We start from the raw sequence: 23074 nt of genomic DNA, 5'->3' as shown, positions 1-23074 counted from the left end.
GGTGCATCCCATGTGCTTCCCGGGCTTTGACGGGCCAGTTCGGTTCGCTGTGGTGTGTTGTTAACTTTTCGTTGATTCGAGGTTGGGCCATACCTTGGAATTGCTTCCTAGCGTCGTCTCCGTGCCAGCAAGTACAACGAAGCCGACCCGCATAGCGGTTCTCGCGGACTCCGACACCCGATGGAAATGGGGCGCCCTGACGGCGGCCCGTATCGCCCCGGGACCGTCCATGGAAGCCGCAGCCGAAGGGAGCGCGCAAGTCGCCCCCGTCCTCGGCGGATTCCTGCTGCGAGGCCGGGCCACGCCCACCGCCCGCCAGCTGGAGGAGGTCGGCGTCCGCGCCGACTCCCTGCGCGAGGTGACCGCGGTGGAGTTCCTGCGCGCCATGGCCGAGGAGGAGTACGACATCGTCGTACTGGCCCTCGTCGGCGGCGGAGTACAGGCCGTGCTGCACGGACTCGGCCGCGTCTGGCAGGGCCGCGAACGGCGTCCCGTGGTCGTCACCGGCTATGTCGGCGTCGTCTACGAGAAGCTCGCCGACGGCCTCCTGCTCCGCCACGGAGCCGACCTCGTCCTCGCCAACTCCCGTCAGGACGCCGAGCGGTTCCGCGCGGTCTACGAGGGCGTCGGCGCCGACGCCTCGGCCGTGACCGAGGTGGCGCTGCCGTTCCTCGGCGGCGCGCCCCACACCGGCGGACACGACCCGTACACCGTCGTCTTCGCCGCCCAGCCCTCGGTGCCCGAGAACCGCAAGGACCGCACCTACCTGCTCGACCGGCTGGTCCGGCACGCCCGGCTGCACCCGGAGCGCGAGGTCCTGCTCAAACTCCGCTCCAAGCCCGGCGAACACACCACCCACATCGAGGAACTGCCCTACCAGAAGCTGGCGCAGAAGCTGGACCTGCCGCCCAACTTCCGCCTGGTCTACGGCCACATGGGTGAAGTCCTCGACCGCACCGACCTGTTGGTGACGATCAGCTCGACGGCGGCGCTGGAGTCCCTGCACCGCCGGATCCCCACCGTCGTCCTCACCGACCTCGGCGTGCGCGAGACGCTCGGCAACCACCACTTCGTCGGCTCCGGCTGCCTCGCCTCCTGGGACCAGCTCGACGCGGGACACCGCCCCACCCCCGACCGGGAGTGGGTGGCCCGCCAGGGCGTCGCCGCCGACGGCGGCTACGACAACGCCTTCGACGCCGCCCGCGAGCGGATCACCGAGCTGCTCGGCCGGCCCGGCGGACTCGCCCCGCTCGCCCCGTACTACACACCCGAGACGGCGCCCGGCTACCTGCCCGGCATCCTCGCCCGCCACCACCTCGGCCCCGACGGCTCCGTACTGCCGGGCGCGCCCACCGCCGACAAGGAGCCGGGCCCGGTACGGCAGATCGTGCGCCGCGCCGCCCGCGGCGCCTACCGGCACGGGGTGCAGCGCGTCGCCCCGGTGATCCGCCGGATGGGGGAGCTGTGACCGGCCCCGCCGCCCCTCCCACCGTGAACCCTGCGCAAGGAGTGCAACCCATGTCCGACTCCCCGGCAGGCACGGGCGCTCCGGTGCGCCGCGTGCTCGCCGTCATCCCCGCCCGCGGCGGCTCCAAGGGCGTGCCCGCCAAGAACCTCGCGCCCGTCGGCGGGGTCCCGCTGGTCGCCCGCGCCGTCCGCGAGTGCCTGGCCACCCGGCTCGTCACCGACGTCGTGGTCTCCACCGACGACCACGCCATCGCCGAGGCCGCCCGCTCGGCCGGCGCCGAGGTCGTCCTGCGGCCCGCCGCGATCGCCGGCGACACCGCCACCTCCGAGGCCGCCGTACGGCACGCCATGGACGCCCACGAGACCCTGCACGGCGCGTCCGTCGACGCGGTGCTGCTCGTGCAGTGCACCAGCCCCTTCGTGATCCGCGAGGACATCGACTCGGTCGCCGCCGCGGTCGTCGAGCACGGCGCCGACACCGCGGTCACCGTGGCCCCCTTCCACGGGTTCGTCTGGCGCGACGCCGAGGAGCCCACCGACGGTGGCGCCGGCGTCAACCACGACAAGGCCTACCGCCCCCGCCGCCAGGACCGCCCCCAGGACTACCTGGAGACCGGCGCAGCCTACGCGATGGACGCCGCCGGCTTCCGCGAGCACCACCACCGCTTCTTCGGCCGCACCGAACTGGTCCGCACCGACCCGGCGCGCGTCCTGGAGATCGACGACCCGCACGACCTCGCCCGCGCCCGCGCCCTGGCGCCCCTCTTCGACGCGGACCGCCCCGGCGCGCTGCCCGCCGCCGAGGACGTCGACGCGGTCGTCCTGGACTTCGACGGCACCCAGACCGACGACCGGGTGCTGATCGACGCCGACGGAAAGGAGTCCGTCTCCGTGCACCGCGGGGACGGCCTCGGCATCGCCGCCCTGCGCGACAGCGGCCTGAAGATGCTGATCCTCTCCACGGAACAGAACCCCGTGGTCGCCGCCCGGGCCCGGAAGCTGCGCCTTCCGGTCCTGCACGGCATCGACCGCAAGGACCTCGCACTGAAGCAGTGGTGCGAGGAGCAGGGCATCGCGCCCGAGCGCGTGCTCTACGTCGGCAACGACGTCAACGACCTCCCGTGCTTCGCCCTCGTGGGCTGGCCCGTGGCGGTCGCGAGCGCCCACGACGTCGTGCGCGGCGCCGCACGCGCGGTCACCACCGTCCCCGGTGGCGACGGCGCGATCCGAGAGATCGCCAGCTGGATCCTCGGCCCCTCTCTCGACTCCCTCACCAAGTAAGGACAGTTCCTGCCATGAGCACCAACTCCCGTCTCCGTACGTTCGGTTCCTCCCGCGAGGCCGGCCCCGGCCGCCCCGTCTACATCTGCGGCGAGATCGGCATCAACCACAACGGCGAGCTGGAGAACGCCTTCAAGCTGATCGACGTGGCCGCCGAGGCCGGTTGTGACGCGGTGAAGTTCCAGAAGCGCACCCCCGAGATCTGCACCCCGCGCGACCAGTGGGACATCGAGCGCGACACCCCCTGGGGCCGGATGACCTACATCGACTACCGCCACCGCGTGGAGTTCGGCGAGGACGAGTACCGCCAGATCGACGAGTACTGCAAGTCCCGCGAGATCGACTGGTTCGCCTCTCCGTGGGACACCGAGGCCGTCGCCTTCCTGGAGAAGTTCGACGTCCCCGCCCACAAGGTCGCCTCCGCCTCGCTCACCGACGACGAGCTGCTCCGCTCGCTGCGCGCCACCGGCCGCACCGTCATCCTCTCCACCGGCATGTCCACCCCGCGCCAGATCCGCCACGCGGTGGAGGTCCTCGGCTCGGACAACATCCTGCTCTGCCACGCCACCTCCACCTATCCGGCGAAGGCGGAGGAGCTCAACCTCCGGGTGATCAACACCCTCCAGGCCGAGTACCCGAACGTCCCGATCGGCTACTCCGGCCACGAGACGGGCCTGCAGACCACCCTCGCCGCGGTCGCCCTCGGCGCCACCTTCGTCGAGCGCCACATCACCCTCGACCGCGCCATGTGGGGCTCGGACCAGGCGGCCTCCGTCGAGCCGCAGGGCCTGACCCGCCTCGTCCGCGACATCCGCACCATCGAGGCCTCCCTCGGCGACGGCGTCAAGAAGGTCTACGACTCCGAGCTCGGCCCGATGAAGAAGCTGCGCCGCGTCTCCGGCATCGTCGCCGAGGCGGAGATCGCCGCCGCCGCGGGCGAGCCCCTCACGGTCTGACCCCACCCCCACCCCGGTCCTCCTCACGACGGGACGGTCGTACGCAGATGAGCCCCCGCGCCGGGAACGCCGGCCCCCGCACTCTCGCGTTCGTCGAGAGTCCGGTACAGCTGCTGAACGTGCTGGAGTGGGCGCATGCCCAGGAGCAGGCGCTCGGCGCGGGGCTCACCCTCGTGGTCCTGTCCCCGATCGACCCGATGACCCGGGGCCAGCTGCGCCGCATGGCCGAGCTGGCCCGCGAGGAGGGCCACGAGGTCCGCTGGGAGGAGGCGCGGGGAGGCGCCACGGCGCCGTTCCACACGATCGGGGGCCTCGCGGGCATGCTCCGCCGGGCCCCCCGGGTCGTCCTCGGCGACCCCTTCTCCCGCTACGTCCAGCTCCTGCTGACCATCACCCGGGCCCGGGACCTGGTGGTCGTCGACGACGGCACCGCCACCATGGAGTTCGTCGCCCAGCTGGCCGACGGCGAGCGCCTGGTGCGCTGGCACCGCAAGGGCGGCCGCCCCGGCCCCCGGGACCTGGTCTTCGCCCCGGTGGCCTCCTCGGCCCGCCGCCGGCTGACCCCGGGCGCCGGCCGCGGCGTCGAGATCTTCTCCTCCATGCCGATGGAGCGGACACCCCCCGGCGTGGTGGTCACCGCCAACGACTTCTCCTGGACCCGCGCCCGCTTCGGCCCGCCCCGCATCGGCAAGGGCGCGGACATGGTCGGCACCTCCCTGGTGGAGACCGGGGTGGTCGACGCCGACCACTATCTGGAAGCGGTCCGCTCCCTGGCCAAGACCCACGGCGCGACCCGCTACTTCGCGCACCGCCGCGAGAGCACCGAGAAACTCCACCGCCTCGCGGTCGAGACCGGGCTGGAGATAGTCCGCCCGGACCTCCCCCTGGAACTCATCGCCCGCCGGGGCCCCATAGGGCGCACCATCCTCAGCTTCCCCTCCACGGTCGTCCACACCCTGCCGCTCGCGCTGGCCGGCACGGACGTCCGGGTCGCGGTCTGCGACATCGACCCGGCCTGGCTGACCGACCACGCCTCCCCCCGCGCCCAGGGCTTCCTCTCCGGCGTGACCGGCTCGGCCCGGGACGTCCACCGGCTGGCGGCGGTGACGACGGCGTAGCGGCCGCTCAGCCCGGCCGGTGGGCCAGGACGAACCCGCGGCGGTACTTCTCGTCCCCCGCGGGTTCGCGCACCAGCCGGGCCTGGATCCGGAAGCCGGCCTCCCGCAGATGGTCCGCGACCGCCTCCGGCGTGCGGAACCAGTAGTGCAGGCTGACCTCCTCGCCGAACCGTTCCGTCAGGTGCATCAGCTCCTCGGTCTCCGTGGTCTGGAAGGACAGCAGCACCTGTCCGCCGGGCACCAGCACCCGGCGGAACTCGGCGAACACCGCCGTCAGATGCTCCGTCGGCACGTGGATGACCGAGTAGAGGGCGGCGACCCCGCCCAGCGTCTCGTCCGGCAGGTCCAGGTCCGTCATCGTGCCGACGTGGAAGCGCAGCCCCGGATGGGCCTCACGGGCCAGCGCGACCATGCGCGGGGAGACGTCGACCCCGAAGACCGGGACGCCCAGCTCGTGCAGGCGGGCCGTCACGTGCCCCGGGCCGCTGCCCAGGTCGCCCACGGGAGCCGCGCTGTTGGCGCGGACCTGCTCGGCGAAGGCCGCGAGGAGGGCCAGCTCCAGCGGCTGCCCGGCCAGGCTGTCGGGATGGCGGGCGGAGTAGGCGGGAGCGATCGCGTCGTACGACGTGCTCGCGGCCCGTATGAAGTCCGTGTCTGCGCTCGGTTCCGTCACGCGGGCGCAGCCTACCGACGGCCCGGGTGCCGGGTCGGCAGGTTCACCGACCCGAAAGCTGCCGGACACCGGACGGGACCGCGCCCGGCGCGCACGCCAGGACGGCGGGCGTGAGCGGAGCCGCGGACATCGAACTCAGGGCGCCCCTGCGCCGGTCCGAGGTGCGCGCCGACGCCGCCGGGCTGCACGTCCGTACGCCGCTGCGGCGCCGCAGCGTGCCCTGGGCCGACATCGCCGACCTGCGCCCGCGGGTCACGGCGCTGCCCCGCGGCGGGCAGTCCCGGCGCCTGGTCCTCGTACCGCGCGAGGGGCGCCCCTGGACGCTGCCGCTGCCCGCGGCCCCGGACCCCGGGTTCGACGCCGCCGTGGAGGGCCTGCGCGCCCTGCACCGCCGCCACGGCAGCCCCGACTCCGACCGCCTCGTCGTGCTCACCGAGCGGGACCGCGGACGGCCGGGGCTCGGCCTGGCCGCCGGTGCTGTGCGTGCTGTTCCTGCTGGGCGCCGGGCTCGCCGCCTGGATGGTGCCGCGGGCCGACGGCCACTACCGGGACTGGCGGGCCGCCGTCCCCTGCCCGGCCGCGGACCGGTGGGCGTGCCTGGACGTCCTGCCCGCCGTGGTCGAACGGACGGAGCAGCGGCGCAAACAGCGCGGCCTGCTGCACTTCACCGGCGGCCGGCCGGTGGACCGGGCCCTGGTCCCGCGCGAGGCAGCGCTGGAGTTCCGCCCCGGTGACCGGGGCGAGCTGACCGTGTGGCGCGGCGCCGTCATGAAGGTCTCCGGCAGCCGCTTCGTATGGCGGGAGCACGTCGCCCCGCCGGGCGACCCGGCCGTCGTCTCGGCCGGGCCGACGCTCGCCGCCGGATACCCGGCCGCCCGCATGCTGATCCGCGCGACCGGCCGCCGACGGCTCGCCGCCGAGGAGGTCCTGCCGTCCGCCCTGCCCTGGGCGGCCGTCCTCGTCGGCACCGGGGCCTGGCTCCTCCCCCTCTGCCACCGGCACCCCACCACCCTCGCCTCGGCCGAGGCGGCCCCCTGGTGGCTCGCGGGCGCCACCGCCACCCTCGCCATGACCGCCTGGGCCGTACGCGCGACCCGGGTCCGCCGCCCCGCCGCGACCGGCGCCCCCGCCGCGGAGGACATCGAGGCCTTCCTCCCCGCCCGCTTCCTGGACGCCACCGACTGCAACCCCCACCACTTCGGCACCCACATCGCCATCGGCGGCGGCGAACCGCCCGCGGTCACCCCCGGCCCCGGCCGGTACGCCGCCCGGACGGTCCCGGCGCGCCGGCTCACCGTGCGCGAGGTCCGCCGGGCCCGCGGCTCCGACGGCGACACCGTGCCCCGGAGCCGGCACGTCGCCGACCTCGACGACGCCGGCACCCCGGTCCGGCCGGCTGCCGCTCCGGCCGACCTGCCCCGCATCCTGCGGGCCCTCGGGGCTGAAGGGACACTGGAGGAAGCCTCGACTCCGCGTTCCGAAAGGTGAACAGAACCGACGCCGCCGTGCGGGGCGTGGTAAGGGTTGAGGAGGAGAACGGACGGGTAGTCATGATCGACTCGCTCGAAAAGTGAGTGAGTTTACCCGTCTCAGACCACGCCTATGCGTCTGGCGGCCAGATTTTCTTCCCCTAACGGGCTGAACTTTTGTTGATCGTGGGTCAGTTGGCCACCCGGGCGTCCTACCCTTCAGAGGGTGAAGCAATTGATGTCCGTAGAGTCCGAGGCCGACCTTCCGGGGGAAGCGTTGCTTCCCGGCGCGCTGCCCGAGTCGCTGCGCGCCGAACTCGTCGCGTTCCGTCGCGACTTGCACATGCACCCCGAGCTCGGCAACCAGGAGTTCCGCACGACCGCCGCGATCAAGGAGCGCCTGGAGCGGGCGGGGCTCCGTCCGCGGGTGCTCGCCGTCGGCACCGGCCTCCTCTGTGACATCGGCAACTGGGAGGACGGGCTGCCCGCGCTCGCCCTGCGGGCCGACATCGACGCGCTGCCCATCCCGGACGCCAAGACGGACTGCGCCTACCGCTCGACCGTGCCGGACCGCGCCCACGCCTGCGGCCACGACGTCCACACCACCGTGGTGCTCGGCGCCGGACTGGTCCTCGCCGAACTGCACCGGCAGGGCCGGCTGCCGCGCCCGGTGCGGCTGATCTTCCAGCCCGCCGAGGAGGTGCTGCCCGGCGGTGCCGCGGACGCCATCGGGTGCGGGGCGCTGGAGGGCGTCGGCCGGATCGTCGCCGTGCACTGCGACCCCCGGGTGGACGCCGGGAGGATCGGCATCCGCGAGGGCGCCATCACCTCCGCCTGCGACCGGCTGGAGATCGCGCTGGACGGCCCCGGCGGCCACACCGCGCGCCCCCACCTGACCACCGACCTGGTCACCGCCGTCGCCCGGGTGGTCACCGACGTGCCCGCGCTGGTCGCCCGCCGGGTGGACACCCGCAGCGGACTCGCCGTGACCTGGGGCCGCATCGAGTCCGGGCACGCCCCGAACGTCATCCCGCAGCACGCCGAGCTCTCCGGCACCGTGCGCTGCCTCGACCTCGACGCCTGGCGGCAGGCGCCCGACATCGTGGTCGGCGCGATCGACGAGGTCGCCAACCTGCACCGGGCCAAGTCCGAGATCAACTACGTCCGCGGGGTGCCGCCCGTGGTCAACGACCCCGGCGTCACCGAACTGCTGCGCGACGCGATGATCGCCCGCCGCGGCGCCGACGCCGTGGAGGGCACCGAGCAGAGCCTGGGCGGCGAGGACTTCTCCTGGTACCTGGAGCGCGTCCCCGGCGCCATGGCCCGCCTGGGCGTCCGCACCCCCGGCGAGCGCACGGTCCGCGACCTCCACCAGGGCGACTTCGACGTGGACGAACACGCCATCACGGTCGGCGTGGAACTCTTCACGGCAGCAGCCCTGATCGACCTGTAACCGCCGACCCGCGCCCCGCAAGGGGCGCGGGGAACTGCGCGCCCAGCCCCAACAAACCCGCACAGCCCCACCAACCTCTTAGGGGCGCGAGGAACTGCGCGACCAGCCCAGACGAACCCGCACAGCCCCGACAACCCGATAGGGGCGCGGGGAACTGCGCGATCAACCCCACCGGCCGGCACCGGCAACGCACCGCACCCCCTCCGGTTGCGCCACCCCGCCCCCGGGTGGAGTCTGGCCCCATGGCGGCGCCCACACCCACGCCCCAACGTCCCGATTCACACCTTTCGGGACGGTGGTTCACGGGGACGTAACCGGCCATCGGCACGAATGGATAACGGCCAAGCGGTACCCCGTTCCCAAGGGTGTCTACGCGCGTTAATGTGCGCCGAACTGAGGCACCCACTGCGGGGCTTTTGGAGAATGGGGAACTTCACGATGCGTCGGACATCCAAACTGGCCCGTGTCGCGGTGGGGGTCGCGTCGATCGCGCTCGCCGCCACGGCGTGCGGTGGCACCAGCAGCGACAGCGACAGCAGCAGCTCCACCAAGGAGGAGCTGGGCCTGGCGATCGCGTACGACATCGGCGGCAAGGGCGACCAGTCCTTCAACGACGCCGCGTACGCCGGTCTGGAGAAGGCCCAGAAGGAGTTCGGCTACAAGACCGCCGACATCGAGCCCACCGAGGGCGAGACGGACGCCGACAAGGAACAGCGTCTGTCCTCCCTCGCCAAGCAGGGCTACAACCCGGTCATCGGCGTCGGCTTCGCCTACGGTCCCGCGATGGAGGCCGTCGCCGCGAAGTACCCGAAGACCACCTTCGGCATCGTCGACTCCGTCGTCGAGGGCGACAACGTCGCCTCCCTGGTCTTCGCCGAGCAGGAGGCCTCCTACCTCGCCGGTGTCGCCGCCGCCAAGGCCACCAAGACCAACACGGTCGGCTTCGTGGGCGGTGTGGACATCCCGCTGATCCACAAGTTCGAGGCCGGCTACAAGCAGGGCGTCGAGGACACCAACCCGAAGGTCAAGGTCGTCTCGCAGTACCTGACGCAGACCGCCGAGGAGGGTGGCTTCTCCAGCCCCGACAAGGGCAAGGCCGCCGCCGAGGGCCAGATCGAGAAGAACGCCGACGTCGTCTACCAGGCGGCCGGTCTGTCCGGCCAGGGCGTCATCGAGGCCGCCGCCAAGGCGAAGGTCTGGGCGATCGGTGTCGACTCCGACCAGTACCAGCAGGAAGCCCTGTCGGCGTACAAGGACTACATCCTCACCTCCGCGCTCAAGGACGTCGGCGGTGCGGTGTTCACCCTCGCCGAGTCCGTGCAGGACGACAAGCCGCTGACCGGTGTGCAGACCTTCGACCTCAAGGTCGACGGCGTGGGCCTGGCCGAGAGCAACCCGAAGATGGCCGAGATCCCGGGTCTGACCGACGCCGTGGCCAAGGCCAAGGAGGACATCATCGCGGGGACCATCAAGGTCAACACGGAGTGAGTGCCACTCCGACGGCGCAATGCGGTCGGAGTACCGAAGTCGCATGAGGCGGGCGGGTGTCCTGGACACCCGCCCGCTTCGGCGTTCCGCGCGGGACACCCGCCGCGCCCCCGGCCGATCGATCCCCACGGCCCTCGAAGATCACCCACCGCCACCTTCCGTTAGCGGTCGGCGAGCCCCCGGCCCGCCGGGCAGTGGCGTTGGGCACGGCCGCATAACAAGGTGGACAGAAGGGGTTTTCAGGCAGGTCTACGCGCGTTAATCTGCGGCGAAGCCAGCGTCGAAGCTGTGAACCGTCCGGCGCTGGGCGAACCCGGAGAAGTGCGGGAGACCCCCACGCGCATTTCTCCGGCCACGTCAGCACGACTAGGAGCACTTCACATGCGCCGGATTTCCCGGATCACGGTCGCAGGCGCAGCGACCGCCTCTCTGGCCCTCGCTCTCTCCGCCTGCGGCGGCACCTCGTCCGAGAGCGGCTCGTCCGAGTCCAAGGGCGACAAGGGCCTGGCCATCGCGTACGACGTCGGCGGCAAGGGCGACCAGTCCTTCAACGACGCGGCGTTCGCGGGCCTGGAGCAGGCGAAGAAGGAGTTCGGCTACGAGACGCAGGACGTCGAGCCCACCGAGGGCGAGACCGACGCGGACAAGCAGCAGCGCCTGGAGTCCCTCGCCAAGCAGGGCTACAACCCGGTCGTGGGTGTCGGCTACGCCTACGCCGCCGCCGTGAAGGGCGCCGCGGAGAAGTTCCCGGACACCACCTTCGGCATCGTGGACGACTCCACGGTCGAGGCGGAGAACGTCGCCGACCTGGTCTTCTCCGAGGAGGAGGCGTCCTACCTGGCCGGTGTCGCCGCCGCCAAGAGCACCAAGACCAACACGGTCGGCTTCGTGGGCGGCGTGGACATCCCGCTGATCCACAAGTTCCAGGCGGGCTTCGAGCAGGGCGTCAAGGACACCAACCCCAAGGCGACGGTCCTCTCCCAGTACCTCACGCAGACCGCGGAGGAGGGTGGCTTCTCCAGCCCCGACAAGGGCAAGACGGCCGCCGAGGGCCAGATCGAGAAGAAGGCGGACGTCGTCTACGCGGCCGCCGGTCTCTCCGGCCAGGGTGTCATCGAGGCCGCCGCCGCCAACCAGGTGTGGGCCATCGGCGTCGACTCCGACCAGTACAGCCAGGAAGCCCTCGCCAAGTACAAGGACTCGATCCTGACCTCGGCGATGAAGGATGTCGCCAAGGCGGTCTACAACCTGGCGAAGTCGGTCGAGAACGGAAAGCCCGAGACCGGTATCGTTCGTGGCGATCTGAAGTCCGGCGAGGTGAGCCTGGCGAACTCCAACCCGAAGTTCGCCGACGACGCCAAGCTCCAGGAAGCCATCGACACGGCCAAGGAGAAGATCATCAACGGCGAGATCAAGGTCAAGAGCAGCTGAACAGCAACACCCTGAGCAGCGTGTAACCGCGGGGTTACGTCCGCTCAACGGGGTACGGGGAGGCTGTCTCCCCGTACCCCGTTGTCAGCGATGCGTCACCCCTTTGTATGCCGTAGGGGCGCTACGCGCGTAGACGACCCCCGTCCCCAGGAGAGTGCGCCATCAACGCGTCCAGCAGCCCTCCGGCCGGCGCGGCGGTCAACGGTCAGGTGACCGCCGTCGAGCTCGCCGGGATCACGAAGCGATTCCCGGGCGTCGTGGCCAACCACGACATCCACCTCACCGTCCGCAAGGGCACCGTGCACGCCCTCGTCGGCGAGAACGGCGCCGGCAAGTCGACCCTGATGAAGATCCTCTACGGCATGCAGAAGCCGGACGAGGGGACCATCGCGGTCGACGGCGAGCAGGTCACCTTCTCGTCCCCGGCCGACGCCATCGTCCGTGGCATCGGCATGGTCCACCAGCACTTCATGCTCGCCGACAACCTCACGGTCCTGGAGAACGTGGCGCTCGGCAGCGAGCAGCTCTACGGCATCGGCGCCAAGGCCCGCCGCAAGATCAAGGAGCTCTCCGACCGCTACGGCCTCGGGGTGCGCCCCGACGTCCTGGTCGAGGAGCTCGGCGTCGCCGCCCGCCAGCGCGTGGAGATCCTCAAGGTCCTCTACCGCGGCGCCACCACGCTGATCCTCGACGAGCCCACGGCCGTGCTCGTGCCGCAGGAGGTCGACGCGCTCTTCGACAACCTGCGCGAGCTGAAGTCCGAGGGCCTGTCGGTCATCTTCATCTCCCACAAGCTCGGCGAGGTGCTCTCCGTCGCCGACGAGATCACCGTCATCCGCCGCGGCACCACCGTCGGCACGGCCGTCCCGGCCGAGACGACGCCCCGTCAGCTCGCCGAGATGATGGTCGGCAGCGAGCTGCCCACCCCTCAGACCGCCGAGTCCACGGTCACCGACCGCCCGGTCCTCACCGTCGACAAGCTGCGCCTGGCGGCGCCCGGCGGCAAGGCCCTGCTGGACGACATCACCTTCACCATCCACGCGGGCGAGATCCTGGGCATCGCCGGCGTCGAGGGCAACGGCCAGACCGAGCTGGTGGACGCCCTCATCGGCCTCAAGGGCGCCGACTCCGGCACCATCACGCTGGCCGAGGAGGAGATCACCTCCTGGGCCACCCGCAAGCGCCGCGAGCAGGGCATCGGCTACATCCCCGAGGACCGCCACCGCCACGGCCTGCTCCTGGAGGCACCCCTCTGGGAGAACCGCATCCTCGGTCACGTCACCGAGAAGCCCAACGCCAAGGGCGTCTGGCTGGACCCGAAGGCCGCACAGGCCGACACCCGCCGCATCGTCGAGACGTACGACGTCCGCACCCCGGGCATCGACGTCACCGCGGCCTCGCTGTCCGGCGGCAACCAGCAGAAGCTGATCGTCGGCCGCGAGATGAGCCACAAGCCGCGCTTCCTGATCGCCGCACACCCCACCCGCGGTGTCGACGTCGGCGCGCAGGCCGCGATCTGGGACCACATCCGCGAGGCCCGCCGCGAGGGCCTGGCCGTGCTGCTGATCTCCGCCGACCTCGACGAGCTCATCGGCCTGTCCGACACGCTCCGGGTGATCTACAACGGCAAGCTGGTCGCGGACGCCGACCCGGCCACCGTCACCCCGGAGGAGCTGGGTTCGGCGATGACCGGCGCCGCGACCGGCCACCTGGAGCACGAAGAAACCCCTGAGCCCGGCGAAGACGAGGCCCGCTGATGAAGAAGTTCGACAAGGAGCGCCTGCTCCTCGCGGTGGCCGGCCCGGTCATCGCGCTCGCCGTGGCCTTCGCGCTGAGCTCGATCGTGCTCATCGCCTCGGGCAAGAACCCGGTCGAGCCGTACACCCTGATGTTCGAGCAGGCCACCTACTCCGACATCCAGGTGCTGATCGTCAACCAGGCCTCGATGTACTACATCGCGGCCCTCGCGGTGGCCATCGGCTTCCGGATGAACCTGTTCAACATCGGTGTCGACGGCCAGTACCAGCTCGCCGCCATGATGACCGCCATCGTGGGCGCGCACGCCGACCTCCCCGCCGCGCTCCAGGTGCCGCTGCTGATCCTGACCGCGCTGTGCACCGGCGCCTTCTGGTCCGGCATCGCCGGCGTCCTGAAGGTCACCCGGGGGGTCAGCGAGGTCGTCGCGACGATCATGCTCAACGCGATCGCGACCTCCGTCATCGCCTACCTGTGGCTGCCCGACGTCTTCGGTGTGAAGGTCGGCAACAACAACACCACCGGCGAGATGCACGAGTCCGGCTGGATCCCCGGCTTCGACATGGGCGACGCCGGCGAGATCTACGGCCTGGTCCTGCTCGCCGTCCTGCTCGGCATCGGCTACTGGGTCACCCTCAACCGCACCCGCTTCGGCTTCGACCTGCGCGCCTCCGGCGCCTCGGAGTCCGCCGCGGCGGCCAGCGGTGTCGACCCCAAGCGCATGGTGCTCACCGCCATGCTGATCTCGGGTGCCATCGCCGGTCTGGCCGGCCTGCCCATCCTGATGGGCGACACCCACACGTACAGCCTGAACTTCCCCACCGGCATCGGCTTCCTGGGCATCGGCATCGCCCTGCTCGGCCGCAACAGCCCGGTCGGCATCGCGTTCGCCGCCCTCCTGTGGGCCTGGCTCGACAAGGCATCGCCCGAGCTGGACTTCCACGACTACGACAAGGAGATCGCGGTCATCATGCAGGGCCTGATCGTCCTCTCGGTCGTCGTCTCCTACGAGGCCGTCCGCGAATGGGGCCTGCGCCGCCAGCAGCGCCGGGTCGGCGCCGAACTGGCCGCCGGTCACGTCCTCGGCGCCGACAACAACACGAAGGAGGTGGCCGGCCGATGACCAGCCCGCAGACCTCGGCGGTCGACGTCAACCAGCCCACGCTGCAGCCCACGGCGCCCACCGGCCGCCGCCTGTCGTGGCCCGTCCTGCTGCTGATCATCGCCGGAGCCCTGGCGCTGGTCTCCGTCGTCCGCATCATCACCGGCGCCGACGGCATCACCAACGTCAGCCAGATGTCCACCGCGCTCCAGCTCGCCGTGCCGATCGGCCTCGCCGGTCTCGGCGGTCTGTGGGCCGAACGGGCCGGCGTCGTCAACATCGGCCTCGAAGGCATGATGATCTTCGGCACCTGGTTCGGCGCCTGGGCCGGCTTCCAGTGGGGCCCGTGGACCGGTGTCGCCGTCGGCATCATCGGCGGCTGCGTCGGCGGCGTCCTGCACGCCATCGCCACCGTCACCTTCCGGGTCAACCACATCGTCTCCGGTGTGGCGATCAACATCCTCGCCCTCGGCATCACCCGCTACCTCGCGCCCCTCGCCTTCGAGGGCCACGCGGGCGGCTCCGCCAAGCAGTCCCCGGCGGTCGAATCCCTCGGCCACTTCACCGTGCCGGGCCTGTCCGACGGGCTGCGCGACCTCAACGACCAGGGCTGGTTCTTCGTCTCCGACGTCGCCGGCCTGCTCGGCGGCCTGGTCACCAACGTCTCCTGGCTGACCCTGATCGCCATCGCGCTGATCCCGGCCACCTGGTGGATCCTGTGGCGCACCGCGTTCGGTCTGCGGCTGCGCTCCTGCGGCGAGAACCCGGTCGCGGCCGAGTCCCTCGGCGTGAACGTCTACAAGTACAAGTACATCGCCGTGATCATCTCCGGCGGCCTGGCCGGCCTCGGCGGCGTCTTCCTCTCCATCGTGGCCAACCCGTTCTACCTGGAGGGCCAGGTCAGCGGCCGCGGTTACATCGGTCTCGCGGCGATGATCTTCGGCAACTGGATGCCGGGCGGACTCGCCCTCGGCGCGGGCCTGTTCGGCTACACCGACAGCCTCAACCTGCGCGGCGGCTCCGAGAACGTCCACGCGCTGCTGCTGCTCGGCGCGATGCTGCTGATCATCGGCGCGATCTGGCTGGTGGTCAGGAAGAAGTACGCCTCGTCGATGATCACCGCGGTGATCGGCGCCCTGGTGTACGCCTGGTACGCCGGCACCAACGAGGTCCCCAACCAGGTCGTCTCGGCCACGCCGTACGTCATCACGCTGATCGTCCTCGCCCTGTCCGCGCAGCGGCTGCGGATGCCCAAGGCGGACGGACTGCCCTACCGCAAGGGCCAGGGCAAGTGACGGGCGAGCCCGACTGGCACGCGCTGCGGGAGCTGGCGCGGGAGGCGATGGGCCGTGCCTACGCCCCCTACTCCGGCTTCCCGGTCGGCGCCGCCGCCCTGGTCGACGACGGCCGCACGGTCTCCGGCTGCAACGTGGAGAACGCCTCCTACGGGCTCGGCCTGTGTGCCGAGTGCGGTCTGGTCTCGGAGCTCCAGCGCACCGGGGGCGGGCGTCTGACGCACTTCACCTGCGTGGACGGCCGGGGCGAGATCCTCGTCCCGTGCGGCCGCTGCCGGCAGCTGCTGTACGAGTTCGGCGGCCCGGAACTCCTGCTGGAGACCCCGGCGGGGATCGTGCCGCTGTCGCGGATGCTGCCGCAGGCCTTCGGCCCGGACCACCTCTCTCAGTAACTCCCGTACGGCCCCTCCGAGTCGGTTCGGAGGGGCCGTGCACTTCCCTGTACCTCTGGAAGGACACCATCGCCATGGATGCCATCTCCGTCATCCGCACCAAGCGGGACCGCGGTGAGCTCAGCGACGAGCAGATCGACTGGGTGATCGACGCGTACACCCGCGGGGAGGTCGCCGACTACCAGATGGCCGCCCTCAACATGGCGATCCTGCTCAACGGCATGAACCGGGGCGAGATCGCCCGCTGGACGGCCGCGATGATCGCCTCCGGCGAGCGCATGGACTTCTCCTCGCTGTCCCGCCCGACCGCCGACAAGCACTCCACCGGCGGCGTCGGCGACAAGATCACCCTCCCGCTGGCGCCCCTGGTCGCCGCCTGCGGCGCGGCCGTCCCGCAGCTCTCCGGCCGCGGCCTCGGCCACACCGGCGGCACCCTGGACAAGCTGGAGTCGATCCCCGGCTGGCGCGCCCTGCTCTCCAACGAGGAGATGCTGGACGTCCTGGACACCACCGGCGCGGTCATCTGCGCGGCCGGCGACGGCCTCGCCCCCGCCGACAAGAAGCTCTACGCCCTGCGGGACGTCACCGGCACGGTCGAGGCGATCCCGCTGATCGCCTCCTCGATCATGTCCAAGAAGATCGCCGAGGGCACCGGTTCCCTGGTCCTGGACGTCAAGGTCGGCACCGGCGCCTTCATGAAGACGATCGAGGACGCGCGCGAGCTGGCGTCGACGATGGTGGGCCTCGGCACCGACCACGGCGTGAAGACGGTGGCCCTGCTCACCGACATGTCCACCCCCCTCGGCCTCACCGCGGGCAACGCGCTGGAGGTCCGCGAGTCGGTGGAGGTCCTGGCGGGCGGCGGCCCGGCGGACGTCGTGGAGCTGACGGTCGCCCTGGCCCGCGAGATGCTGGCGGCGGCCGGCATCCACGACGCCGACCCGGCGAAGGCCCTCGCCGACGGCTCCGCGATGGACGTCTGGCGCCGCATGATCGCGGCCCAGGGCGGCGACCCGGACGCCGAGCTGCCCGTCGCCCGCGAGCAGCATGTGATCAAGGCGCCCTCCTCGGGCGTCCTGACCCGCCTCGACGCCTACGACATCGGCGTCGGCGCCTGGCGCCTCGGCGCCGGCCGCGCCCGCAAGGAGGACCCGGTCCAGGCGGGCGCCGGCATCGAACTCCACGCCAAGCCCGGCGACACGGTGACGGAGGGCCAGCCCCTGCTCACCCTCCACACGGACACCCCCGAGCGCTTCGAGTACGCCCTGAAGTCGGTCGAGGGTTCCTACGACATCGCCGCCCCGGGCACGGCCTTCACCGCCTCGCCGGTGGTGCTGGAACGAATCGCCTGACCTGCGGTTTCCCCCTTCGGGTGAACGGGATCGGTGGACCTGCGCCGGTCCCGTTCGGCATGCTGGGATCGGTGACGTACCGATAGGAGACCGCCATGAGCGCACTCGCCTCCGAGTCCGGTGCCTCCGGGGGCGCCGACTGGGACGAGATCGTCCGTGTCTGGGAGGAGACGGACGCCCCTCAGGGGAGCAAGGTGGAGATCATCGAAGGGATCGTCACCGTGCCGCCGCCGCCGTCAGAGGAACACAACGACACTGCCGAGCTGCTTCACGAACTCCTGTACGGTGCACGGCCACCTGGCAGCGACTGGGGCATCTACCAGACCCTTGGGCTCACATGTCCCGAGACCGGCGGCCTGTTCGTTCCCGACCTCTGCGTCGTGCCGAGGCCTGCGTTGCGCCGCGGTACGCGCGTGCATGCGGGCGAGGCGGAGCTGGTCGTCGAGGTCACGTCCCGGAGCAATGCGAACCACGATCGCATCAAGAAGGCTCACGGTTACGCCGTGGCAGGCGTGCCGCTCTACCTTCTCCTCGACGCCTGGCAGTCGGGGCGCCCGACTGCGACGCTCTACGGAGAACCCCGGAGCGGCACCTACCGAGTCCTCGCGTCCGTGGAGTACGGAGAGGGACTGACGCTACCGGCACCGTTCAAGCTGGTCCTCGACACCGGCATCTTCCCGCTGAGCTGAGGCGCTCACCCCAGCACCGCCGCCACGGCCACCAGGACCGGCACCGAGACCACCGTCGACAGCAGGATCGAGTCGCGGGCCAGCCGTTCACCCACGCCGTAGCGCGACGCGTACGTGTAGAGGTTCTGGGCGGCGGGGAGGGCCGAGGTCACCACCACGTCCAGGAGTGGGGCGCCGCGCAGACCGAAGACGCCTGCCGCCAGGGCCCAGGCCGCCGCGGGCTGGCCCAGGGACTTCAGGGCGACCGAGAGCAGGACCGGGCCGCGGTCCGGGCCCCGGCCGGGCAGCGTGCTGCCGCACAGGGAGATGCCGAAGGCCAGCAGCACCGCCGGGACCGACATGCCGCCGATCAGCGTCAGCGGGTCCAGGACCGGCGCGGGGACCCGCACCCCGGTCGCCGAGACCAGCACCCCGGCCAGTGACCCCGCCGCGATCGGATTGCGCAGCGGGGTGATCAGGCGGCGCCACAACGGGCCCTTGGCGCCCCCGCCCGACAGATCGAGGATGGTCAGCGCGACCGGGGTGACCCCCACCAGCTGGAACAACAGCACCGGCGCCACGAGCGAGGCGTCGCCGAGGACGTACACCGCGATCGGGATGCCCAGGTTGCCGGAGTTGACGTAGCTGGAGCACAGCGCGCCGATCGTGGTGCGGCCGACGCCCCAGCCGCGTGCGGCGCCCACCGCGACGAAGACGCCGGCCGCGGCCGCCGTGCTCAGGGCCGTGACCAGCAGGCGGCTGGAGAAGATCACCGAGAGGTCGGTGCCGGCGAGGGTGGTGAAGAGCAGGGCGGGGGAGGCGACGTGGAAGGCCAGCTTGGTGAGGACCTCGCGGCCGTGTTCGCCGAGATGACCGCGCCGGCCGATGCCGTACCCCACGAGGATCACCACCGCGATGACGGCGAAGCCCGTCAGCACCCCCTGCACGGCACCCCCTCGGCGGCGGACTGCGACGGCGCGGGCGCTGATTCATGGGGCATACACCCAACCCTCCGGTGAAGGGGGGAGGCAGGTCAATGTGATCTTCGGCGGGGCTGCGATGAGTTCCGCCCGCCCGCCCGGTCTACCGCTCGTGGACGCCATGACACCCGCGGTACTCGTGCTGACCGGCCCCTTCACCAGAGATGAGCTGACGGGGTGGTGCGACGCCGTGCGCGCGCTGCTGGAGGCGACCGGCGCCGGCGTCGTGGTGTGCGACGTCGCGGGGCTGGGCCCGCCGGGGCTCGCCGGCGTCGACCTGCTGGCCCGGCTCCAGCTGGCCGCCCGGCGCTCGGGCGGCCGGATACGCCTGCGCGATCCCGACCCGGCCCTGCCCGGCCTACTGGACCTGGTCGGCCTCCGCTTCGAGGTGGAGGGGCAGCCCGAACAGCGGGAACCAGCGCTGGGTGTCCAGGAAGCAGTGGAACCCGGTGATCCGGTCGTCTGAGATCTCCAGCACCTGCACCGCCCACGCGGTGTAGCCGCCGTTCTCCTCGTCCGGCTTGTACTGGGCGAAGCCAGGCAGACCGTTGGCCCGGACCGGCAGCAGCCGGGAGTTGGCGCAGGCCGCGCCCAGGGTCGTCATGAAGCCGGTGATGTCCGAAGGTCCCGTCAGCCACAGGTCGAACGGCGGCATCGTCATGATGGCGTCCTCGTGCAGCAGCGCCGTCAGCGCGGTCATGTCGTACCCCTCGAACGCGGCGACATACCGCTCCAGGAGCTTCTGCTGCTCCTCGTCCAGCGGATCCGACACGGCGGCGTCGGCGCCCCGCTGCTCCCGCTCGGCGAGCGTGGCGCGGGCCCGCTGGAGGGCGCTGTTGACCGAGGCGACCGAGGTGCCGAGCAGTTCGGCGACCTCGCTGGCCCGCCACGCCAGCACCTCACGCAGGATCAGCACCGCCCGCTGCTTGGGCGGCAGTTGCTGGAGCGCGGCCATGAACGCCAGCCGCACCGACTCCTTGGCGACGGCCGCCTCCGCCGGGTCCTGCACGGTCGGCAGCACTCTGGCGTCCGGCATCGGCTCCAGCCAGGTGTGGTCGGGGCGCGGGGAGAGCGCGGCGCGGGCCAGCGGCGTGGACTCGGTCAGGTCCATCGGCCGGGCGCGCTTGTTGCCCGCGTTGAGCATGTCCAGGCACACGTTGGTCGCGATGCGGTACAGCCAGGAGCGGACGCTGGAGCGGCCCTCGAACTTGTCGTAGCTGCGCCACGCCCGGACCAGCGTGTCCTGCACCGCGTCCTCGGCCTCGAAGGAGGAGCCGAGCATGCGATAGCAGTACCCGGTCAGTTCCACCCGGTACCGCTCCAGCGTGGCGTCCAGATCCGTCGTAGTCGCCGTGTCGCTCATCGTCGTCCACCCACCCCTGTGGCCGTTCCTGTGTCGTACGCCTCATTGCGTCCAGCACTTCGGAAGCTACCGCAGCCCACTGACAATGGCCCCCGGAGCCGAGGAACAGGCAGGTCACAGGCGGTGCTTCGGCGGGCGGGGGCCCGGCGGCTCAGGCCGCCGCGGCCAGCCGCTCCTGCCGCACGCGCGCCGCCAGGCTGCCGGCCACGGTGATCGCGACGACCCCGGACACCGCCAGCAGGCCCACGCCCACCGTGCCGGCCCAGCCGCTCGCGTGGAAGGCCAGCGCCCCGACCGTGCTGCCCACGCTGGAGCCGATGTAGTACGCCGACTGGTACAGCGCCGCCGCCTGGGCGCGGCCGTGCGTCGCCGTCCTGCTCACCGCCGACGAGGCCACCGCGTGGCCCGCGAAGAACCCGGCGGTGATCAGCACCAGCCCCAGCAGCACCAGCGGCAGCGAGTCGGCCAGCGACAGCAGCAGACCGGCCGCCGTGGTGCCGCCCGCCGCGTACAGGGCGCCCCGGCGGCCGAGGCGGCCCACCAGACGGCCCGCCGTCGACGCCGACACCGTGCCCACCAGGTACACCAGGAAGATCGAGCCCATCACGCCCTGCGCCAGTCCGAACGGCGCCTCCGTCAGCCGGTAGCCGATCGCCGTGTACACCCCGCCGAACACCGTCATGAACAGCGCGCCGATCGCGTACAGACGCCGCAGCAGCGGGTCCGCGAGGTGGTCGCGGACGGTCCGGACGAGGACCCGCGGCCGCAGCGAGCCGGCCTCGAAGTGCCGGGGCGCCGGCAGCAGCAGCCGGAACGCCACCGCGCAGCCCACCGCCAGTACGCCGATCACACCGACGGCCACCCGCCAGCCCCACTCCTGCGCGACCCAGCCGGTGATGACCCGGCCGCTCATCCCGCCCACGCTGTTGCCCGCCACGAACAGACCGATCGCGGTGATCAGCGCCTTCGGACGGACCTCCTCGGCCAGGTACGCCGTCGCCGAGGCTGGCAGCCCGGCCAGCGCCGCGCCCTGCACCGCCCGCAGCACGACCAGGGCCGTCAGGTTCGGCGCGAAGGGGACCAGCAGTCCGACGGTCACCGCGACCGCGAGCGAGCCGGTCATCACCGTACGGCGGCCGAAACGCTCCGACAGCGCGCTCATCGGCAGCACGAACAGGGCCAGACCGCCGGTCGCCGCCGCCACGGTCCAGCTCGCCTCGCCGGCCGTCACCCCGAAGTCGCCGGAGATCAGCGGCAGCAGCGCCTGGGTGGAGTAGAGCAGGGCGAAGGTCGCCACACCGGCGAGGAAGAGGGCGAAGCTCATCCGGCGGTAGCCGGGGCCGCCGGGGGTCAGACGGGAGTCGGGGGCAGGGACGGAAGGTGCGGCGCCCACGGTGGTGGACGCCCCGGTACTGGCGGGAGACATGCTTCGAAGTTACGGACGGCGTCACTGATCCGTCCAATGCATGGAATCGTCATAATCGTTCCCATGGAGCATCAGCAGAGGTCAGTGGGGCGGCTGTCACCATCCAGTGACACAGAAGACATGGCGATGTTGCTGGCCCCTCGGCTCGCCTACTTCGCCGGGGTCGCCCGCACCGAGCACGTCACGCGGGCCGCGCAGGAGATGGGGGTCCCGCAGTCGACGCTGTCGCGGGCCATGGTCCGCCTCGAACAGGACCTGGGGGTCGAACTGTTCGCCCGGCGTGGGCGGACCGTCTCGCTCACCCCGGCCGGGCGGTCCTTCCTCGGCTCCGTCGAACGCGCCCTCGCGGAGGTGGAGCGGGCCGCCGACGAGGTCCGCGCGGACGCGGACCCCGCCACCGGGAAGGTCGCCTTCGGCTTCCTGCACACCATGGGGTGGGAGACCGTGCCCGGGCTCATCAGCGCGTTCCGGGCGGACCATCCGCGGATCCGGTTCAGCCTCGTCCAGAACTACGGCGAGGCGATGATCGAGCGGCTGCGGGCGGGGGAGCTGGACCTGTGTCTGACCTCGCCCGTCCCGGACGCGCCGGATCTGGTCGGCCGGCGGCTCGACGAGCAGAAGCTGCGGCTGGTCGTGCCGGCCGATCACCGGCTGTCGGGGCGGCGGCGGATCCGGCTGGCGGAGGCCGCGGAGGAAACGTTCGTGACGCTGGAGCCGGGGTACGGGTTGCGGCGGATCACCGACGACCTCTGCCGGGAGGCGGGGTTCAAGCCGCGGATCGCGTTCGAGGGGGAGGAGGCGGAGACGTTGCGGGGGCTGGTCGCGGCGGGGCTGGGGGTGGCGTTGCTGCCGCCGCCGGCGGTGGCTCGGCCGGGGGTCGTCGAACTCACGGTCACGGCGCCGCGGGCGGTGCGGGAGATCGGGGTGGCCTGGTTGGACGGCCACCCGGACACGCCACCGGTCGCCGCCTTCAAAAAGTTCCTCCTCTCCAAAAGAGGCACCCTCCTACCCGCCTAGACCCACACCCGCGGCGCCCGATCGCACCCTGGCCCGCTGCCCATCCGCGACCCGACGAGGTCTGCTCGCGCAGTTCCCCGCGCCCCTGGGGCGTTGCCCGTCCGCGACCCGGCGGGGGCTGGTCGCGCAGTTCCCCGCGCCCCTGAGAGGTGGGTGGTGGCGGTTGTCCTGTGACTGCGGCGCCGTGGGGGTTGTTCGCGCAGTTCCCCGCGCCCCATGAACAGGCCCCCACTCCCAAGACGCCACGGGCGCCACACCCGAACAACACCCCCACCCCAGGGCACGAGGCCCCGCACACCCAGCCACCACCTCACAGGCACGAGAACCCGCACGCCCAGCCCCCCAGGGGCGCGAGGAACTGCGCGATCAACCCCCACCGGGCCGCACC

The 23074-nt window shown here is 71.8% G+C and carries 20 protein-coding genes and 1 pseudogene; 17 read left to right on the top strand and 4 right to left on the bottom strand.

What is annotated here, in order from left to right; translation table 11 throughout:
* Window positions 1–121 precede the first annotated feature (121 nt).
* The 4 genes from ABT296_RS21655 to ABT296_RS21640 are packed head-to-tail and all read left to right on the top strand — an operon-like array spanning window position 122 to window position 4822.
* Window positions 122–1468, top strand: a complete 1347-nt coding sequence (locus ABT296_RS21655) for a DUF6716 putative glycosyltransferase (RefSeq protein ID WP_351929716.1) — start codon at window positions 122–124, stop codon at window positions 1466–1468.
* 50 nt (window positions 1469–1518) lie between these two features.
* On the top strand, window positions 1519–2748 hold the full coding sequence (locus tag ABT296_RS21650) for a cytidylyltransferase domain-containing protein (RefSeq protein WP_351929714.1): 1230 nt from the start codon (window positions 1519–1521) through the stop codon (window positions 2746–2748).
* A 14-nt stretch (window positions 2749–2762) separates the two neighbouring features.
* Window positions 2763–3704 carry an N-acetylneuraminate synthase family protein gene (locus ABT296_RS21645; RefSeq protein ID WP_351929712.1) on the top strand — a complete coding sequence of 314 codons (942 nt, stop codon included), beginning with the start codon at window positions 2763–2765 and terminating at the stop codon, window positions 3702–3704.
* Between the two features lie 47 nt (window positions 3705–3751).
* Complete coding sequence (locus tag ABT296_RS21640) at window positions 3752–4822, top strand: hypothetical protein (RefSeq protein ID WP_351929710.1); 1071 nt, start codon at window positions 3752–3754, stop codon at window positions 4820–4822.
* 7 nt (window positions 4823–4829) lie between these two features.
* Here ABT296_RS21640 and ABT296_RS21635 read toward each other — a convergent pair whose 3' ends face one another.
* Window positions 4830–5495: a class I SAM-dependent methyltransferase gene (locus ABT296_RS21635; protein ID WP_351929708.1), complete on the bottom strand. Its 666-nt coding sequence runs from the start codon at window positions 5493–5495 to the stop codon at window positions 4830–4832.
* Between the two features lie 26 nt (window positions 5496–5521).
* Here ABT296_RS21635 and ABT296_RS21630 point away from each other — a divergent pair.
* From ABT296_RS21630 to ABT296_RS21580, 11 genes and pseudogenes are all read left to right on the top strand, one after another.
* Window positions 5522–5746: pseudogene (locus tag ABT296_RS21630) on the top strand (PH domain-containing protein); the annotation flags it as partial.
* Window positions 5747–5978: 232 nt separating this feature from the next.
* On the top strand, window positions 5979–6983 hold the full coding sequence (locus tag ABT296_RS21625; protein WP_351929869.1) for a hypothetical protein: 1005 nt from the start codon (window positions 5979–5981) through the stop codon (window positions 6981–6983).
* Window positions 6984–7202: 219 nt separating this feature from the next.
* Complete coding sequence (locus tag ABT296_RS21620) at window positions 7203–8417, top strand: M20 family metallopeptidase (RefSeq protein ID WP_351929706.1); 1215 nt, start codon at window positions 7203–7205, stop codon at window positions 8415–8417.
* 438 nt (window positions 8418–8855) lie between these two features.
* Window positions 8856–9905 (top strand): BMP family lipoprotein, encoded by a 1050-nt coding sequence (locus ABT296_RS21615; RefSeq protein ID WP_351929704.1) that lies wholly within the window; start codon window positions 8856–8858, stop codon window positions 9903–9905.
* A gap of 381 nt (window positions 9906–10286) precedes the next feature.
* Window positions 10287–11336, top strand: a complete 1050-nt coding sequence (locus ABT296_RS21610; RefSeq protein ID WP_351929702.1) for a BMP family lipoprotein — start codon at window positions 10287–10289, stop codon at window positions 11334–11336.
* 209 nt (window positions 11337–11545) lie between these two features.
* Window positions 11546–13093 (top strand): ABC transporter ATP-binding protein, encoded by a 1548-nt coding sequence (locus ABT296_RS21605; protein WP_351929700.1) that lies wholly within the window; start codon window positions 11546–11548, stop codon window positions 13091–13093.
* Window positions 13093–14214: an ABC transporter permease gene (locus tag ABT296_RS21600; protein WP_351929698.1), complete on the top strand. Its 1122-nt coding sequence runs from the start codon at window positions 13093–13095 to the stop codon at window positions 14212–14214. Before ABT296_RS21605 ends, ABT296_RS21600 begins: the two co-directional genes overlap by 1 nt.
* Window positions 14211–15488 carry an ABC transporter permease gene (locus tag ABT296_RS21595; protein ID WP_351929696.1) on the top strand — a complete coding sequence of 426 codons (1278 nt, stop codon included), beginning with the start codon at window positions 14211–14213 and terminating at the stop codon, window positions 15486–15488. Before ABT296_RS21600 ends, ABT296_RS21595 begins: the two co-directional genes overlap by 4 nt.
* Window positions 15485–15880 (top strand): cytidine deaminase, encoded by a 396-nt coding sequence (locus ABT296_RS21590; RefSeq protein ID WP_351929694.1) that lies wholly within the window; start codon window positions 15485–15487, stop codon window positions 15878–15880. The genes ABT296_RS21595 and ABT296_RS21590 overlap by 4 nt, the downstream gene beginning before the upstream one ends.
* A 74-nt stretch (window positions 15881–15954) precedes the next feature.
* Window positions 15955–17232, top strand: coding sequence for a thymidine phosphorylase (locus ABT296_RS21585; RefSeq protein ID WP_351929692.1), 1278 nt, complete (start codon window positions 15955–15957; stop codon window positions 17230–17232).
* Window positions 17233–17327: 95 nt separating this feature from the next.
* Window positions 17328–17921 carry a Uma2 family endonuclease gene (locus ABT296_RS21580; protein WP_351929690.1) on the top strand — a complete coding sequence of 198 codons (594 nt, stop codon included), beginning with the start codon at window positions 17328–17330 and terminating at the stop codon, window positions 17919–17921.
* Window positions 17922–17926: 5 nt separating this feature from the next.
* Here ABT296_RS21580 and ABT296_RS21575 read toward each other — a convergent pair whose 3' ends face one another.
* A complete protein-coding gene (locus ABT296_RS21575) occupies window positions 17927–18847 on the bottom strand; it encodes an AEC family transporter (RefSeq protein WP_351929688.1) in 921 nt (306 codons plus the stop codon).
* A 112-nt stretch (window positions 18848–18959) separates the two neighbouring features.
* Between ABT296_RS21575 and ABT296_RS21570 the strand changes: the two genes are divergently transcribed.
* On the top strand, window positions 18960–19346 hold the full coding sequence (locus tag ABT296_RS21570) for an STAS domain-containing protein (RefSeq protein ID WP_351929686.1): 387 nt from the start codon (window positions 18960–18962) through the stop codon (window positions 19344–19346).
* On the opposite strand, the gene ABT296_RS21565 is transcribed toward ABT296_RS21570, so the two are convergent.
* Together ABT296_RS21565 and ABT296_RS21560 are read right to left on the bottom strand one after the other, a co-directional pair.
* The gene (locus tag ABT296_RS21565) at window positions 19239–20243 is read right to left on the bottom strand and encodes a sigma-70 family RNA polymerase sigma factor (protein ID WP_351929684.1); all 1005 of its coding nucleotides are present in this window, start codon (window positions 20241–20243) and stop codon (window positions 19239–19241) included. The two genes, ABT296_RS21570 and ABT296_RS21565, sit on opposite strands and share 108 nt — an antisense overlap.
* A 151-nt stretch (window positions 20244–20394) precedes the next feature.
* Complete coding sequence (locus ABT296_RS21560; protein ID WP_351929682.1) at window positions 20395–21669, bottom strand: MFS transporter; 1275 nt, start codon at window positions 21667–21669, stop codon at window positions 20395–20397.
* 63 nt (window positions 21670–21732) lie between these two features.
* On the opposite strand from ABT296_RS21560, the gene ABT296_RS21555 reads away from it, so the two are divergent.
* Entirely contained in the window at window positions 21733–22686 is a 954-nt protein-coding gene (locus tag ABT296_RS21555) for a LysR family transcriptional regulator (RefSeq protein WP_351929680.1), read from the top strand.
* The last annotated feature ends 388 nt before the right edge of the window (window positions 22687–23074 follow it).

It is taken from the genome of Streptomyces sp. NPDC000983 (genome assembly GCF_040299205.1).
GTDB lineage: Bacteria > Actinomycetota > Actinomycetes > Streptomycetales > Streptomycetaceae > Streptomyces.
The sequence above is the reverse complement of the archived record's forward strand: the minus strand, read 5'-3'. Positions and strand labels throughout refer to the sequence as shown.